Raw genomic sequence first — 16,213 nt, 5'->3', positions numbered from 1 at the left:
TAGTCTGCCAACCTGCCGGAACTTTTAGGCATCCCTTTTATCCCTTTACGGCACCGCTCATAATGCCTTCTATGAAATTTCTCTGGAACAGCAGGAGAATATCAGCACAGGCATGAATATGAACATTCTGAACAAACCCAGCGCTTTTATACGGCGGATGTTGAGAAAATTTGCAGTACTACTGCCAGAAAGATTTGAATCGGAACCTGAAATATCAGTATGAAAAAAGTATTTCCGATTGCTTTCCTGAAGGTGGGGTCTGTCAATATATCTGAAATTGCTTAAGCCTGCGAAGCTGAACTTTCCGGCCCTGTATTTTGTGAAGCTTACTATGATCGAATAGATGCTTGGATAAGCCATGAAGGTTATGAATATTATTAGGAACGGAGCTATAAAATCCAAGGTATTATCTCTTTTTTTATATTGCCTTTCAATAGGCTCACTTCTCCTTCTTGATTTAATTATTTTCAAGTTAAAAACTAAAACCTCGTACCCACGTCTTGGCGCGAGGTTTTAGTCATTAACATGGCTATCTGCCCGTTGGTAGATCAAAGGGGACTATTTTGCGTTTATCTTGCTCTGAGCATCTTTCGTCGCAGCCTCCAAAGCCTGCCTGGGGTCCATCCTGTTGGCAAGGATGTTGCCTGCCGCAGTTTTCATGGATTCGGAAACGTCGGTGAAATAAGGTCCCCACTTGGTTGCCGGCGCACCGGTCAAACCGGCGAAAATGGTGCCTACTTCCAAGCCTCCGAAATATTCGTCTTTAGATTTGAAGTACTCTGTCTCATAGGCAGGCTTGTAAGACGGAAATTCACCGTATTTCATGTTGATATCGCTTCCTTCCTTGCTCTTTATGGCATACTCAAGAAATCTCTTGGCTAAATCAAGGTTCTTGGTAGTGGAGGAAACCGCGAGAACAGAACCGCCTGCATTGGCATAGACATTTCCGCCTTCTTCAAAAGCGGGTATTTTTGTTATTCTCCATTTTCCAGCAGTATTTTCACAGGAGTTTTTCATGGTGCCCATGTACCAGGCCGGATAGGGGAAAGCCACCAGCCTGTTTTCATTGATGGCAGCAATCCTGTCATCCCACGCATTCGGGATATCCATGGCAACCCCTGCATCGATCATCTTTAAGCATAACTCGGCTGCCCTTATCATTTCTTCGGAGGCAAGGTTTACATTGCCATTTTCGTCATAGAACTGACCACCCAACTGGTTAAAATAAATCAGGAATTCGTCTGTGGAAGTAGCGCCGTTGAAATTGAATGCCTCAACATAATAATCGCCTTTCGTCCTTAGAAGTTTGCCGGCTTCAATATACTTGTCCCAGGTGGTAAGGGTATTTACATCAATGCCTGCCTCTTCAAAAATATCAGCTCTGTAATACAGACCGACCGGACCTATATCCCATGGAATTGCGTAGTATTTTCCATCTTCTCCTTTGCAGGTTTCCAGAGCAAAATCGACCCAATTTTCAGCATCGTCGGCAATGATATCCGACAGATCCGCAAAAGCCCTCAGGCCGTAGCTGTTAAAAAAAGCAGGTATATCACGGCTTTGGGTTTGAAAGATATCCGGGACACCGTTACCGGATGCCAGGGCGGGTTTCAGTTTTGAATAGTCACTGTCGGAATAGTCGATGATTACCTTTCCTTTATCTCCGTTTGCTGCATTGAATTTCTCGGCTATTTCGCTTAAATTATCTGCTGCGTTGTTCCAGGAGGCAACGTGGATATCCACCGCTGTACCCAGGCTGGTTTTTCCGTCATTGCCGACGTTATCCTTGTCATTACCATTGCCGGCGCCATTGCATGCTCCCAGGCTAACAGTAATAATCAATATCAGTAAAAGAGCCAATAGTTTTCTCTTTTTCATGCTATCTTCCTTCCTTCCAAGCTGATGAAAAATTTTTAAAAAAAGCTAAAGAATCTCTGTTTAATTATTTTCTTGCATCCATTTTTTTATTCGTTTAGGAATTGTTTGTTGAATTTGTCAGCTGCATACGGAAATGTTTACAAAGAAGGGTTATGCACATTAAGAGATAAAAAAACCTCTGATTCAAACTGTCAGATTTGATCAGAGATTTTAAAGGGATGTTACAATTATGCAATTCAATCTGTTGTGTTATGAACGATGCTGTTCTATTCTTTCGTGTCGTCGTCTTCAGGTTTTTGCTGCAGATAGATTATGGCTTTTTCCAGTTGATGTTCTTTTATTTCCAAAACTTTGATCAAAAGTCCATATTCCTCAATCTCAGGAGTACTTCCGTCTTCAGGGATATATCCTAGCAGGCCGAAGACCAGCCCTCCAAAGGTATCATAGTCATCCAGCGGAAGCGCTATGCCAAGACATTCTGACACCGTTTCCAGAGGAGGTGAACCTAATACTTTCCATGTATGGGAATCAACCCGTTCAATCGTGGGTCGCTTTTCTGGCACAGAATCATCATATTCCAGATCTCCCACCAGTTGTTCCAGAATATCGCTCATTGTAACTATACCGTCCATCCCTCCGTATTCATCCAACACTATGGCAAAACGATGGCGGCTTTTCTTCATATTGCGGAACAATACATCGGTACGTACTGTATCCGGAACGAAGTATGCGGGCTTTACAGCTTTTTTTAAGATAATATCCCGGTTTTTTTCCTTAATCCTGAAATAATCCTTTGTGTTTAAAACACCTATGATATTATCTGTGCTTCCATCACAAACAGGATACATGGTATGTCGGCTTTCGGTTATGGTTTTTTCCCACTGCTCATCGCTTTCTTCAAGCCAGAGGAGAGAAACCTCAGTCCTATGAGTCATTATATCTCCGGCAGTTTTGTCGTCAAACTCAAAAACGTTTTGTATCATTTCCTTTTCATCCTGATCAATGGTTCCTTTTTCGCTGCCTGCCTGTACCATCATACGGATTTCTTCCTCAGTAACCCTGTCATCTTCGGCATTCGGATCGATGCCTAAAAGCTTCAATATGCCATTGGTAGATGCAGTCAGAAGCGATACCAGAGGAGCAAATATTTTTGAGATGAAATATACCAGGCCAGAAATGGCAAGGGCAAGCTCATCAGCCTTTTTCATGGCAATCCGCTTAGGTACTAGTTCTCCCAATACAAGAGTGAAATATGAAAGAATCAGGGTTATAACAATAACCGAGATTGTATCGAGGGTTTTCACAGAAACTTCAACGCCCATGCCGACCAACCAATTTACCAACTTGTCTGAAAAATTATCTGCGGCGAAAGCGCTGCCGAGAAAGCCGGCAAAAGTTATACCTACTTGTATTGTGGCAAGAAACCGGGATGGCTGTTCGGTTAACTTTACAAGCCTTTTAGCACGTTTATTGCCTTTTGAAGCAAGCTTTGAAAGTTTGGTGTCATTCATTGAAATGACTGCGATTTCAGCACAGGCAAATATTGCATTGATAAGAATCAGAATAAGCTGCAAAACCAGCTGCCAAAATATAGAGTCTCCTTCGGACAACAATATAACCTCCCAAATGCACATATTTGAACGATAATGGATAAATGTCAGTTCTTATGGATATTGCATTACCAATAAAAAATGCACGAAAACAGAATAGATATTAATATCTATTTTGCCCCGTGCTATAGCAATATTACCATATTTATTACCAACATTAATACATATCGCTCAGGTAAAGGTGAATCATCCATTGTAAAAACTCCCAATAATTTTATGAGAATTATACTATAGATATTGAATTTAGTCAATTGCCGCTTAGATGTCGGATTGAGTCAATTTACTGTAGGGAATTGAAGATAAGACGACTTCCTAAAATAAGTCCACTCCGGTCACGCCCTTGACAACAAGCATCTCCCATATGGTTTGTCAGCCAGGGCGGCACCCCTTGTAACAGGGGAATGTCTCTGGAGCTTTTGGCTGCCACTTTAGCCCATTATACCATATGGGTCCCTCTTATTGTAAAGGGTTCGCTTCGCCGTTCCCTTCGTTCATTGTTACCCTACAAAGGCTCTTAGCGCTCTATAAAGCAGTGTTTTATGGCCTTTACTGATTATTGTTAGATTACTGTCCCAAACACCATCATATCTATTCCTATTTGTTCTCAATTCACGAATTAATTCATCTTGTAGCTGCTGTGCCTGCTCCCGTTGTTCTTTCTTCTTTTGAGCCATTACCAAGTCGTATACTTTTCCTCCGTTTTTCTTGAAAATTCTGAGTTGGGCCATCTTGTCCGCACCATTTTTTGACCAACCCATTGGCCTGCTGCTTAACCTATCGGATAGAATATGGCTTACATGCCCTTCAGCACTGCATCCTACAATTTCATAGTTATCTACCTTTATCTCTATTCCTGCCCAGTTATTCAATATATATCTTTTTGCATCGTTAACCGCTTTCCTCTTTGTCTCCGATTCTGTCTTTTCAAGAATTTTAGCAAATGCCTTCTTAAGCCCCGCCTTATCAGCTTCTTTCAAGGCATCATCTAATTCCTGTTCGATATCTTCGTCTTCCAAGTGTGCCGTTGCTACTTTTACGTATTTGCTCAAATGATACTTATCCAATACAAACTTGCTTTTACCAATCCAGTTTAATCCCTGTTTTATCCAAGCTGCTCCATCTCCAGATATATATACAGTTTCAATCTTATCCACATCATAAGTATCATCTATGTATTGGGAAACCTCTAGCCACAGTTCTTCACTATCTCTGATTCCTCCAAAATAACGGGGATTCTTCAATACTTTTCTCTTCTTCGTGCTTTTTTCATGGTCAATTCCCTCATGAACGTATACAAGCTTAGGCATTAGTGTGCTACTTGCTCCCCATTCATCTTCTGTCTTATGTCTCTTTTTCCCTTGCTGCGCTACATGGTCTTCATCAGCCTCAATATACAGAATCTTTGGTGTCTCATCCTTTCTCTTTTCCACCGATGGCTGAACAACTTCAAGTTCATGTACTTTATTCATTACAGCCTGTTTGCTTACCTCATCCATGTATGCAGCTTTTTCTCCACCTTTTCTATAACTGCTCTCCGCAGCCTCTTCCACAGCATTTATGACAACATCAGCACTTACTCGGTCATGAGGATTGATACCAACTATTCTATCCACAAGATATTGCCTTTTTCCGCCTTTCTTAGGCTTAAAATATGTTCGTTCATAACTGATGGGTCCAAAGCTTGTTAAAAGTCCTGTTCTATCCTTTCTTACAATTTCCCAGTTCTGCTTGCGAGAAGCCGATTCCCGCAGATAATCATCCATATCTTCAAGAACTTCTGTAACAATGTTTCTACCTAATTCAAGAAGTTCTTCATGCAATCCCAAAACAAGGTCAGCTAGGTCCGTAGGCTTTTCAACAAATTTTTTTACCTTTTCTTCAATCTTTTTTACACCAAAACCAATAAAATGTTGTATACTATTGTACATAGAAGATGCATCCTTTCGTTGAGTATTTTGATTTGGCGACTTATATCTTAACAGGATGTCATCTTCTTTTCAATTTTTTGGATATTTATTCCAATTGATTCCCTACAGTAATTTTACTCGAGCTAGATGTCGTATATGACATTGACAACATTATATTTTAAATAGATAATATAAGAGAAAAAATACTAGCAATATAATGCTATTTTGAAAGGGTTGATAAAATGCTCGAACTGGAAGAGTTTAAACTTCAGATTGAAGCAAAAAAGAGAGATTTGGACGAAATGAGGGCTTCTCTTTGACATCGCCAGGCTGAAAAACGAGATAGAGGAGCTGGAAAACAAGGCTGCTGAACCAGGATTCTGGGATGATATTGAGAATTCCCAGAAGGTTCTCCAAAAAACCAAGTCTCTTAAGACAAAGCTTGAGAGGTTTGAAAAGCTGGAAGCTCAATGGGAGGACCTAAAAACTTTAAATGAGTTGGGCCTTGAGGAGGGTGACGCCAGTGTCATACCGGAAGTGGAGGAAGGTCTGAAAGAGCTGACGGAGGAATTGGAAAGGCTGAGGCTGGAGACCTTGCTCACAGGGCAATATGATAAAAATAACGCCATACTGACGCTTCATGCGGGAGCCGGAGGAACGGAAGCTCAGGACTGGGTTCAAATGCTTCTGAGAATGTATACCCGGTGGGCTGAAAGCAGAGGGTATATGGTTAAGACCCTCGATTTCCTCGACGGTGAAGAAGCCGGAATTAAAAGCGTAACAATAAATGTGATCGGTGAGAACGCATATGGCTATTTAAAGTCGGAAAAAGGAGTGCACCGCCTTGTAAGGATATCACCGTTTGATGCATCCGGCAGAAGGCATACATCCTTTGCGTCTGTGGAAGTAATGCCGGAATTGGAGAATGATTTGGATATCCAGATCAATCCGGATGATTTGAAAATAGATACCTACCGATCCAGCGGTGCCGGAGGACAGCATATAAATAAGACTGAGTCGGCTGTCAGGATAACCCATATCCCGACTGGTATTGTAACATCATGCCAGACCGAGCGTTCCCAGTTCCAAAATAAAGAGACGGCCATGAAGATGCTCAAAGCAAAGCTTCTGGAATTGAAGGAACGGGAGAACAAGGAGAAGATTGAAGACCTCAAAGGCGTACAGATGGAAATTGCATGGGGAAGCCAGATAAGGTCCTATGTATTCTGTCCGTACACTTTGGTGAAGGATCACCGGACCAACTATGAAGAGGGCGATGTAAATTCGGTCATGGATGGAAACATTGACGGGTTTATAAACGAGTATTTAAAGAGTATATCAAATAGGAAGCAGGAAGCTTGATCAAGCTTCCTGCTTCTTATACCTGCTGTTTTATATATCCGGCCGGTATTTTGCCGGTTTTGCGGATTAAAAAGAAAATTGTATTTGCAAGCTTGTACTTTATATTCGTAAGTTTAGTGGAATATATATTCTATGAGTTAAAATGGATATTTAATTTAATGGATTTTGCGGCCGTATGGGCGGAAGAAAGTAATAACATTTCGGAACTGGAGGTGGTCTCATGAATGAGGAAAGCTTGCGTCGTATGCTGGAAAAGGTGAGAAAAGGTGAAACAGGGATAGATGAGGCTGTGGAGAAGCTGAAAAAGCTGCCTTTTGAAGATTTGGGTTTCGCCAAGGTGGATCATCACAGAAATATAAGAAACGGATATCCGGAGGTCATATATTGCCAGGGGAAGACGGTGGAACAGATAAAAGCGATTGCCAAGAGGCTCATGGACAGGGACAATAACATCATGGCTACGAGGGCTTCCCGGGAAGTATATGAGGGCATAAGGGAAATAGCCGACAATGTGGTATATTATGAAATGGCAAGGATAGTGGTTGTCAACAGGGTGGAGGTAAAAAAATCGGAAAAGATAATTGCAGTGGTTACTGCAGGAACTTCCGACATGCCTGTTGCGGAGGAAGCTGCGGTTACAGCGGAGACGATGGGAAATAAGGTTGAAAGGATATATGATGTGGGAGTGGCGGGTATCCACAGACTGCTGGCCAATACGGATGCCCTGATGCGGGCGAATGTGCTTATAGTGGTTGCCGGTATGGAAGGCGCTTTGGCCAGCGTAGTGGGCGGTCTGGTGGACAAACCTGTTATTGCCGTGCCTACCAGCGTTGGCTATGGTGCAAATTTCGGAGGGCTTTCAGCCCTGCTTACGATGCTCAACAGCTGCGCCAGCGGCATTGGTGTGGTGAACATAGACAATGGTTTTGGCGCAGGTTATCTTGCCAGTATGATAAATAAATTATAGTGAAGCGGAGGAAATCGGAATGAAAATCCTTTACTTTGACTGTTTTTCCGGTATCAGCGGTGATATGGCGATGGCAGCTTTGCTGGACCTGGGAATAGACAGGGATAAATTTTTAAAAGAACTGGGTAAGCTAAAATTAGACGGATATGAGATAGTAATACGGAATACGCAAAAAAACGGAATCACCGGAACCGATGTGCAGGTGGTGCTGAACGACGGGCATGCGCATGGGCATACCCACGATGACACAAAAGGGCATGCAGAAGGACATTCCCATGGTGATACTCTTGGATGCACCGATGGACATTCCGGTGACAGCTCATGCAGCCATGTACGCCAACACAGCATTGAGCATGCTCACGAACATAATCATGGTCATCCTCATGACCATAACCATGTACATTCCCATGAGCATTCGCATGGACATCTTCATGGGCATAGTCATGAACATGCTCACGAGCATGACCATGAGCATCCTCATGAGCATTCCCATATATCCCGCAATCTCAAGGATATTGAGGAGCTTATAGACGCCTCTGAATTGAATCAAAGCGTGAAGGAGTTCAGCAAGAAAGTATTCCGGGAGATAGCCCGGGCAGAAGCAAAAGTACATAACAAGGATATAAATGAAGTTCATTTTCATGAAGTGGGAGCTGTAGATTCCATTGTTGACATTGTAGGTGTGGCAATTTGCCTTGATATGCTTAAGGTGGACAAGGTTTTTTCATCTCCCCTGCACGACGGACATGGCTTTATTGAATGTCAGCATGGCACGATTCCGGTCCCGGTGCCTGCAGTTATGGAAATGCTGTCCGGAAGCGGCATACCGTTGATTTCTGAGGATATAAATACTGAGTTGGTCACACCTACTGGAATGGGCATAATCAAATGCCTTGCCTCCGGTTTCGGCAGCATGCCTGCCATGACTGTGGATAAGGTTGGCTATGGCATGGGAAAAAGGGATACCGGCAGATTCAATGCGTTGAGGGTGGTCCTGGGTTCCGTTGTAGATGGTGGAAGGGTGGAGGATAAAAATACCGAGAATGAAATATCCGTCCTGGAAACCAATATTGATGACATGAGCCCTGAAATACTGGGTTATGTATCAGAGCTTCTCCTGGAAAGCGGAGCTTTGGATGTTTTTTATACCCCGGTCTACATGAAGAAAAACCGTCCTGCCGTGATGCTGACGGTGCTGGCTGAAAAAGGACAGGAGAGCAGGATGGCGGAGCTTATAATGAAAGAGACATCCACGCTGGGGATAAGGAGCAGAACTACAAAGAGATACTGCATGCAAAGGGAAATGGCAGTTGTGGAAACCGGTTATGGTGAGGTAGGCCTAAAAATTGCAACCAGCGGCGATATTCGGAAATTTTCTCCCGAATATGAGGACTGCAAAAGAATAGCAAAAAAGACAGGAATGCCTCTTCGGGAAGTCTATGAATTGGTGCTTAGGAAAGCATCGGAGCTTTTGTGATGCTGCTGAAATATGCCGCTGCGGCTTAAAAGGGTGTAAAGGATGCTATATAATAAATTTTCTGATTACCTTAAAAAAAGATACGGATCAAAAGTGTACAAGCTGCCGGTGAACATCCCTGTCACATGTCCAAACAGGGATGGAAGGCTAAACAGCAAAGGCTGTATATTTTGCGGCGAAGAAGGGGCAGGTTTCGAAAACCTGCCTTGCTCCATGGGTGTGAGGGAGCAGTTGGAAAAGAACTCAAAATATATAGGTGGAAAATACAATTCCGATAAGTTCATAGCATATTTCCAGAATTATTCCAACACTTATCTTCCTCTGGAAGCCTTTGAAAAATATATTCTTGAGGCCTGCCTGGACGATGTTGTGGCTATTTATATATCTACCCGGCCGGATTGCATCAATGAAAGATATCTGGATTTTATGGCAAGGGTGAAAGATGAAAAGCATATTGACATTGTAATAGAGCTGGGCCTTCAGACAGTAAACTACCATACTTTGAAGCAGCTTGGCCGGGGTCATGGCCTGGCTGAGTTTATCGATGCCGTGTTCCGTATAAACCGGTACGGGCTGGAGGCTTGTGCCCATTACATTGCCGACCTGCCGATGGACGACCGGGAGGATGTGAAGGAAGGAGCCAGGATTCTTTCGGCGTTGGGAGTAAAGCAGGTGAAATGCCATTCCCTTTATATACTGGAAGGTACCGTCATGGGCGACATGTATTTGAGAGGGGAGATTTCTCCTGTTGATAAGGAGGAATTTATCGAACGGACAATAACCTTCCTGGAATATCTGAATCCGGAAATAGTGGTACAAAGGCTCTTAGGCCGGGCGCCCGAAGAGAGGACATTATTTTGCAACTGGGGGACCAGCTGGTGGAAGATAAGGGATGAAATTGAGGAAAAGATGATGAGGGAAGGCCGATATCAGGGCAGCAAATTTAACTACCTCAATGGAAGCGCACTTATGGCGGATATATGATTGTCATGAATTATGCGGGTTTAATTTAAGTTTTGTCATCCATTTCAGCTCTTTAGCAAGTAACCTATCTTAGAAAATGCCAGCACAATGGGTTGAATTGCTATCACTGGCAGGGCAATGCCCCTTCTCTTAAATTTGCTTTACAATCCGGCATAAATTTATATATAATATTGCATTATATTAAAAAGGCTCAGGGTCAAACCAACTTCAGCCGGTTTTACATGGAAGGCCGGTTTAGTGTGTTGCATGGGCGATGAGAAATACGGATAATTTCGTTTAATTTTGGATAAGAGGTGTATAAAGTTGAAAAATGAGTTAGTGCTGGTGCTGGATTTTGGTGGGCAGTACAACCAGCTTATTGCCAGAAGAGTAAGGGAAGCAGATGTTTACTGCGAAGTTCTCCCATACAATACTTCAATTGAACGTATAAAATCCATGAATCCGAAAGGGATCATATTCACCGGAGGGCCGGCATCGGTTCTGGATGAAAACGCTCCTTTCTGCGACAGGGAAGTGTTCAATCTTGGAGTGCCGGTACTGGGAATATGCTATGGTATGCAGCTTATGGCTGTAATGCTGGGCGGAAGTGTTACCAAGGCTCCCCAGAGGGAGTATGGAAAGGTGGACATCCGTATTAAAGGAAATAGCCTTTTGATGGATAGGGTGGACTGCGAAACCACATGCTGGATGAGCCATACATATCATGTTGAAAAACTTCCGGAAGGCTTTGTGGCGATTGCAGGTTCCGACAACTGTCCGATAGCAGCCATGGAGAATACTGAGAAAAAGTTCTACGGTGTACAGTTCCATCCTGAGGTTGTCCACACTCCCAAGGGAAGGGAGATGCTCCATAACTTTCTCTATAAGGTTTGCGGCTGTTCCGGGGACTGGAAGATGTCTTCCTTTGTGGAGCAGTCGATAAAATCCATAAGGGAAAAGGTAGGGGACAAGAAGGTTTTGTGCGCCCTTTCCGGCGGTGTGGATTCGTCGGTGGCTGCCGTGCTTATACATAAAGCGGTAGGAAAACAGCTGACGTGCATATTTGTCGATCACGGGCTTTTGAGAAAATACGAAGCCGACCAGGTGGAACAGGTGTTTAAAGAACAGTATGATATCAACCTGATCAGGGTGAATGCTCAGGATAGATTCCTGGACAAGCTTAAAGGTGTTTCCGATCCTGAGAGGAAAAGAAAGATAATCGGAGAGGAATTCATAAGGGTTTTTGAGGATGAAGCAAAGAAAATAGGCAAGGTGGATTTTCTGGTACAGGGCACCATTTATCCCGATGTTATAGAAAGCGGCACCGGCAATGCGGCAGTAATCAAGAGCCACCACAATGTAGGCGGATTGCCGGATCATGTGGATTTCAAGGAGATTATCGAGCCCTTGAGAAACCTGTTTAAGGATGAAGTAAGGAAGGTAGGGGAAGAACTGGGAATACCGGCCCATATCGTATGGAGACAGCCTTTCCCGGGTCCGGGTCTGGCGATCAGGATAATTGGTGATATAACCAGGGAGAAGCTGGAGATACTGAGGGATTCGGATTACATTTTCAGGGAAGAAATAGCGAAAGCCGGTCTTGACAGGGAGATCAACCAGTACTTCACCGTGCTCACCGACATGAGAAGCGTAGGTGTCATGGGGGATGAGAGAACCTATGATTACACCCTTGCCTTAAGGGCTGTTACCACTACTGATTTTATGACTGCGGACTGGGCCAGGATACCTTACGATGTGCTGGAAAGAGTATCCAACAGGATAGTGAATGAAGTTAAACATATAAACAGGATAGTGTATGATATCACTTCGAAGCCGCCGGCTACCATCGAATGGGAATAACAGCAAAAAATCCGGAAACCAGCATAAAAACTGGTATTCCGGATTTATTTTTATGAAGGAAGTTGTTTCCGTGGATGATTTTCCTGTCATTCTCCTGTTTGGGTACGGTACATGGATGCATACTTTCCACCGGCAGCCATGAGCTCGTCGTGGGTGCCTTGTTCTGCGATTTCTCCGTTTTCAATCAAAATGATCAGATCAGAGTCGCGTATCGTGGACAGTCTATGGGCAATGATGAAAGATGTCCTGCTTTTACAGATGTTCAGCATGGCACGACGGATCTTTCGCTCGGTTACCGTATCCACGGAACTGGTTGCTTCGTCCAGGATCATGATCGGCGCATCGGCCAGAACTGCTCTGGCGATGGTCAGCAGCTGGCGTTCGCCTTGAGAAAGCTCTTGTCCGCCTTGTTCCAGGATGGTATCATAGCCTTTAGGCATCCGTTCTATAAACCCGTCAGCACCGGCAATTTTGGCGGCTTCCCGGATCTGTTCCATAGTTGCACCCTTGTGACCATAGCTGATATTGTATTTGACCGATTCGGCAAACAACGCTGTGTCCTGTAAAACGACACCAAAAGCATCCCGTAGATCGCTCTGCTTGTATTCCCGCAGGTCATGGCCATCAAGAGTAATGCTGCCACTGGTCACATCATAAAATCTGGTCAGTAGATTGATCAGGGTTGTTTTACCTGAACCGGTGGGTCCTACAATGGCTACCTGTGTGCCTGCCGGTATTTTCAGGCATATATCTTTGAGCACAGGTCTGTTAGGGTCATAGCCGAACCAGACATGGTTGAATTCGAAGTCGCCCCGTGGCCTTTTCAGACTGTATGCATTGGGAATATCCTCCGGCTCCGATTGCTCATCCAGTATTTCAAATATGCGTTCTGCACCGGCGACTGCTGTCTGAAAGCTGTTGTATATATTTGCAATATCTACAAAGGGTCTGGTGAACTGGCGCATATAGAGAAGAAAGCTAGTGATCAGACCTATGCTGCTGATGCTGCCATTTACAAACATTATGCTGCTGATAACCGCAATGAGCACAAAACACAGGTTGTTGATGACATTCATCAGTGGCATCAGATATCCGGACCAGATCAATGCTTTGACAGAGGCCTGATAGAGGGCGTCGTTCCTCTCTTCAAAATCAATTTCCATCTGTTCTTCCCGGCAGAAGGCTTTTACAACCGCTAATCCTGAAATGCTTTCTTCCACCTGACCATTCAGCGAGCCAAGGTTTTTCTGCTGCATGGCAAAGAGCTTTCTTGTCTTTCCTGTCACAATTTTTGTCAGCATAAAAATCATTGCCACGCCCAAAAGGGATACCAGTGTCAGCAGAGGGCTGAGGTAGAGCATCATGACTAGGATTCCAACGACGGTAAAGCAGTGGGTCATGAGCGATGTCAGAGAATTTGATATCGTTGTGCTGATATTGTCGATATCGTTGGTCAGACGGCTCATCAGTTCACCGTGCTGGCGCCGGTCGAAAAAAGAAATGGGCAGCTCGCGCATCTTTTCAAAAAGCGTACTGCGTATATGATGAATGATGCGCTGTACAATGGATGCCATCAGATATTGCTGCAGGAACTTGACCAGCCAGTCGCAGAGATATAAGCCCATCAGACAGGCGAGAATACCGCTGATGGCACCTCTGGTGCTGATAACAGTCACAGCTTTACCTGTGACATAGGGGGAAAGAATGGCCGCTGCTGAGCCTAAGGCAGACAAAAGAAAGATAAAACCGAGACCATTCCGTTTTCCTCGCGTTAGCTGCCAGAGCCGGTACAGAGTTCCTTTCATGTTTTTGGGCTTTACAGCAGCGCCGCCCCGTCCTGGGCGGAAGAATCCGCTGCTGTTTGCCGGAGGAACGGAATAATTCTTATCTGCCATGGCTATCGCCTCCTATCTGAGAATCATAAATATCACGGTAAAGCGGGCAGGATGCCAGCAGCTCTTCGTGTGTTCCGAAGCCTTTCATCTCTCCCTGCTCAAGGCAAAGGATGCGGTCAGCCTTTCTCACTGTTGAGATGCGCTGGCTGATGAGCAGTATTGTCATGCTGCCGGAGAGACTGCGAAGACCACGCAGAACAGCTGCCTCAGTTTCAGCGTCAAGGGCGCTGGTGCAGTCGTCAAGAATCAATATTTTAGGATTGCGCACAAGCGCTCTGGCAAGAGACAGACGCTGTTTCTGCCCGCCGGATAGATTGACACCGCCTTGCCCTAATACAGTGTCATAACCTCGTTCTGTTTTTTGAATAAAGTCGGCACAGGCAATCTCAGCAGCTTTTTGCAAAGCTTCATCATCCGCTTTGCTGTCGCCCCAGAGGAGGTTTTCACGGATTGTGCCACTGAATAGGAGCGCTTTCTGAGGAGCTATAGCCACAGCACTTCGAAGCCATTTTTTATCGATCTGCTTGACATCACAGCCATCTATCAGTACCTTGCCTTCCTGTGCATCATAGAAGCCTAGGATCAGGTTGATCAGTGTAGTTTTCCCTGAACCGGTGGGTCCTATAATACCGATGGTCTCCCCGGATTTTATGTGAAAATCAATGTTGTGCAGAGCGTCTTTTCCAGCATTGGCGTAAGCAAAGGACACATGTTCAAAGCAAATATCACCCAGAATCTCGGGCCTCTGTGGACGATCCGGCACCACCTGAGCCGGCTTCTCGTCCAGCACCTCCTGAATGCGGCGGGAAGATGCTATTGCACGGACGGCAACATTGATGACATTTGAGATTATGGTGACGGAAAAGAGCACTTGAGTCATATAATTGATTGAGGCCATCAATTTGCCGATCTGAGAGACGTCCTGGCTTTTGGATATCCAAAGAAGGATTACTATGCCGAAATTTACGCTTAAGTTGATGAGTGGGAAAAACACCGACATAACCTGCAATGCTTCGGTGCTGGCAGTTGCCAGTTCGTTTGATGCCATGTTGAATTTTTTTGCCTCTTCGCGCTCAGCGTTGAAAGCCTTCACGACTCTTACGGAGGTCAGAAACTCTCTGGCTACGCCATTGAGCTTGTCCAACTTATTCTGCACCTTGGCAAAGCGAGGATAGCCAATTTTAACATTTCCGAAAATAAGCGCGGCAACCACCATTATGATCGCGATCATAATGGGGGCCTGCCTGGGGGTTTGAACGATGATCAGTACGATGGCTCCAACACATGTAATGGGAGCTTTGGCCATTATGCGCATCATGCCGTTGATGAACTCCTGGATTTGCGCCACATCATTTGTGATGCGCGTAATGACGGAAGCAGGCTGCAAACGGTCGATATTTTCCAGAGAAAGGGTCTGCACCCGGTGGTACATATCCCGGCGTAGTTCCTTGCCGATGGCCTGGGAGGTACGGCTGGCAAAGATATTCCTCATTACCGCTGAAACAGCGCCTAACAGAACGATACAGAGCATAACTGCACCATAGGAAAGTATTTTTCGTATATCTGCATTTTCAACGCCTTTGTCTACGATATACGACATAAAGGTTGGCTGCAGAAGATCTGCCACCGCTTCCAGCGTCAGAAACAAGGTGGAAATCAGAAAAATATAGATATGCCTGCGTAAATATTGAAAGATCAGCTTCATTTTCTACCTCTTTCCGCCTGCCGAGCATAGCGTGTGTTCCAGTCTGCCATCAGCTTTTCCAGCAGGGCAAGAAGCTCGGCTTGCTCCTTTTCAGAAAGAACTGAAAACATCTCTTTTTTTGCTTGCTCGCGCTGGGCAAGGGCGATCTCTGCTTCTGCTTTGCCTTTTTCTGTCAGGCAAATATCGATGGTTCTCCGATCGGCTCTGTTTTCCTCCCGATGTATCAGGCCGGAGTTTTCCAGTTTTGATAACACCTCACTGGCCGAACCAGGATGAATTCCAAGGTGCTCCGTCAGTTCCGCCTGGGTCACTGTTCCGTTCCGCAAGAGTATGGTAAGAATGCGCTTCTGACCAGCTCTTCCGCCCGATATACTGCACATAACATGATGGATAGCCCAGAGGTTATGTATCAGCTTACCGGTGATATCATTTTCATTATATGAAAGCATAGGATTCTTTCTCCTTTCGTTAGGTACCTTGATATTATAGTAGGGTATTTTGAAATTGTCAAGGTACCTAACGTTATTTGTAAACGCAGAGCTTCACTGCAATTATAAGCAAACTTTCTGAATTCAATGTTGACACTGCA

The 16,213-nt window shown here is 44.6% G+C and carries 12 protein-coding genes; 5 read left to right on the top strand and 7 right to left on the bottom strand.

Annotated features, from left to right (window positions below; genetic code table 11):
- Positions 1 to 69: 69 nt before the first annotated feature.
- The 4 genes from CDO33_RS14735 to CDO33_RS14720 form a co-directional block, all read right to left on the bottom strand.
- Positions 70 to 471, bottom strand: coding sequence for a sugar ABC transporter permease (locus CDO33_RS14735; RefSeq protein WP_103081285.1), 402 nt, complete (start codon positions 469 to 471; stop codon positions 70 to 72).
- Positions 472 to 558: 87 nt separating this feature from the next.
- Positions 559 to 1,878, bottom strand: coding sequence for an ABC transporter substrate-binding protein (locus CDO33_RS14730; protein WP_103081284.1), 1,320 nt, complete (start codon positions 1,876 to 1,878; stop codon positions 559 to 561).
- Positions 1,879 to 2,144: 266 nt separating this feature from the next.
- Complete coding sequence (locus tag CDO33_RS14725) at positions 2,145 to 3,488, bottom strand: hemolysin family protein (RefSeq protein WP_242973886.1); 1,344 nt, start codon at positions 3,486 to 3,488, stop codon at positions 2,145 to 2,147.
- A gap of 497 nt (positions 3,489 to 3,985) precedes the next feature.
- Complete coding sequence (locus tag CDO33_RS14720; protein ID WP_103089282.1) at positions 3,986 to 5,416, bottom strand: ISLre2 family transposase; 1,431 nt, start codon at positions 5,414 to 5,416, stop codon at positions 3,986 to 3,988.
- A gap of 221 nt (positions 5,417 to 5,637) precedes the next feature.
- On the opposite strand from CDO33_RS14720, the gene prfB reads away from it, so the two are divergent.
- The 5 genes from prfB (at position 5,638) to guaA (ending at position 12,024) form a co-directional block, all read left to right on the top strand.
- Positions 5,638 to 6,757, top strand: a protein-coding gene (gene prfB, locus CDO33_RS14715; RefSeq protein WP_422678801.1) for a peptide chain release factor 2 whose coding sequence is annotated in 2 segments (ribosomal slippage) — positions 5,638 to 5,700 and positions 5,702 to 6,757 — 1,119 coding nt in all. Because the reading frame shifts where the segments join, the coding sequence is not laid out codon by codon here.
- A 220-nt stretch (positions 6,758 to 6,977) separates the two neighbouring features.
- On the top strand, positions 6,978 to 7,724 hold the full coding sequence (gene larB / locus CDO33_RS14705; RefSeq protein WP_103081624.1) for a nickel pincer cofactor biosynthesis protein LarB: 747 nt from the start codon (positions 6,978 to 6,980) through the stop codon (positions 7,722 to 7,724).
- Between the two features lie 19 nt (positions 7,725 to 7,743).
- Positions 7,744 to 9,201, top strand: coding sequence for a nickel pincer cofactor biosynthesis protein LarC (gene larC, locus CDO33_RS14700; RefSeq protein WP_103081625.1), 1,458 nt, complete (start codon positions 7,744 to 7,746; stop codon positions 9,199 to 9,201).
- A gap of 42 nt (positions 9,202 to 9,243) precedes the next feature.
- Positions 9,244 to 10,185: a tRNA modification radical SAM protein MnmL/YtqA gene (mnmL, locus tag CDO33_RS14695; RefSeq protein ID WP_103081626.1), complete on the top strand. Its 942-nt coding sequence runs from the start codon at positions 9,244 to 9,246 to the stop codon at positions 10,183 to 10,185.
- Positions 10,186 to 10,488: 303 nt separating this feature from the next.
- The gene (gene guaA, locus CDO33_RS14690) at positions 10,489 to 12,024 is read left to right on the top strand and encodes a glutamine-hydrolyzing GMP synthase (RefSeq protein WP_103081627.1); all 1,536 of its coding nucleotides are present in this window, start codon (positions 10,489 to 10,491) and stop codon (positions 12,022 to 12,024) included.
- 86 nt (positions 12,025 to 12,110) lie between these two features.
- On the opposite strand, the gene CDO33_RS14685 is transcribed toward guaA, so the two are convergent.
- Genes CDO33_RS14685 through CDO33_RS14675 form a run of 3 tightly spaced genes read right to left on the bottom strand, consistent with a single transcriptional unit; the run spans position 12,111 to position 16,073 of the window.
- Positions 12,111 to 13,919: an ABC transporter ATP-binding protein gene (locus CDO33_RS14685; RefSeq protein WP_103081628.1), complete on the bottom strand. Its 1,809-nt coding sequence runs from the start codon at positions 13,917 to 13,919 to the stop codon at positions 12,111 to 12,113.
- On the bottom strand, positions 13,909 to 15,624 hold the full coding sequence (locus tag CDO33_RS14680; RefSeq protein WP_103081629.1) for an ABC transporter ATP-binding protein: 1,716 nt from the start codon (positions 15,622 to 15,624) through the stop codon (positions 13,909 to 13,911). Before CDO33_RS14680 ends, CDO33_RS14685 begins: the two co-directional genes overlap by 11 nt.
- Positions 15,621 to 16,073 (bottom strand): MarR family winged helix-turn-helix transcriptional regulator, encoded by a 453-nt coding sequence (locus CDO33_RS14675; RefSeq protein ID WP_103081630.1) that lies wholly within the window; start codon positions 16,071 to 16,073, stop codon positions 15,621 to 15,623. Before CDO33_RS14675 ends, CDO33_RS14680 begins: the two co-directional genes overlap by 4 nt.
- Positions 16,074 to 16,213: the final 140 nt, after the last annotated feature.

The sequence above is a fragment of the Clostridium thermosuccinogenes genome (genome assembly GCF_002896855.1).
Classification (GTDB): Bacteria; Bacillota; Clostridia; order Acetivibrionales; family DSM-5807; genus Pseudoclostridium; species Pseudoclostridium thermosuccinogenes.
The sequence above is the reverse complement of the archived record's forward strand: the minus strand, read 5'-3'. Positions and strand labels throughout refer to the sequence as shown.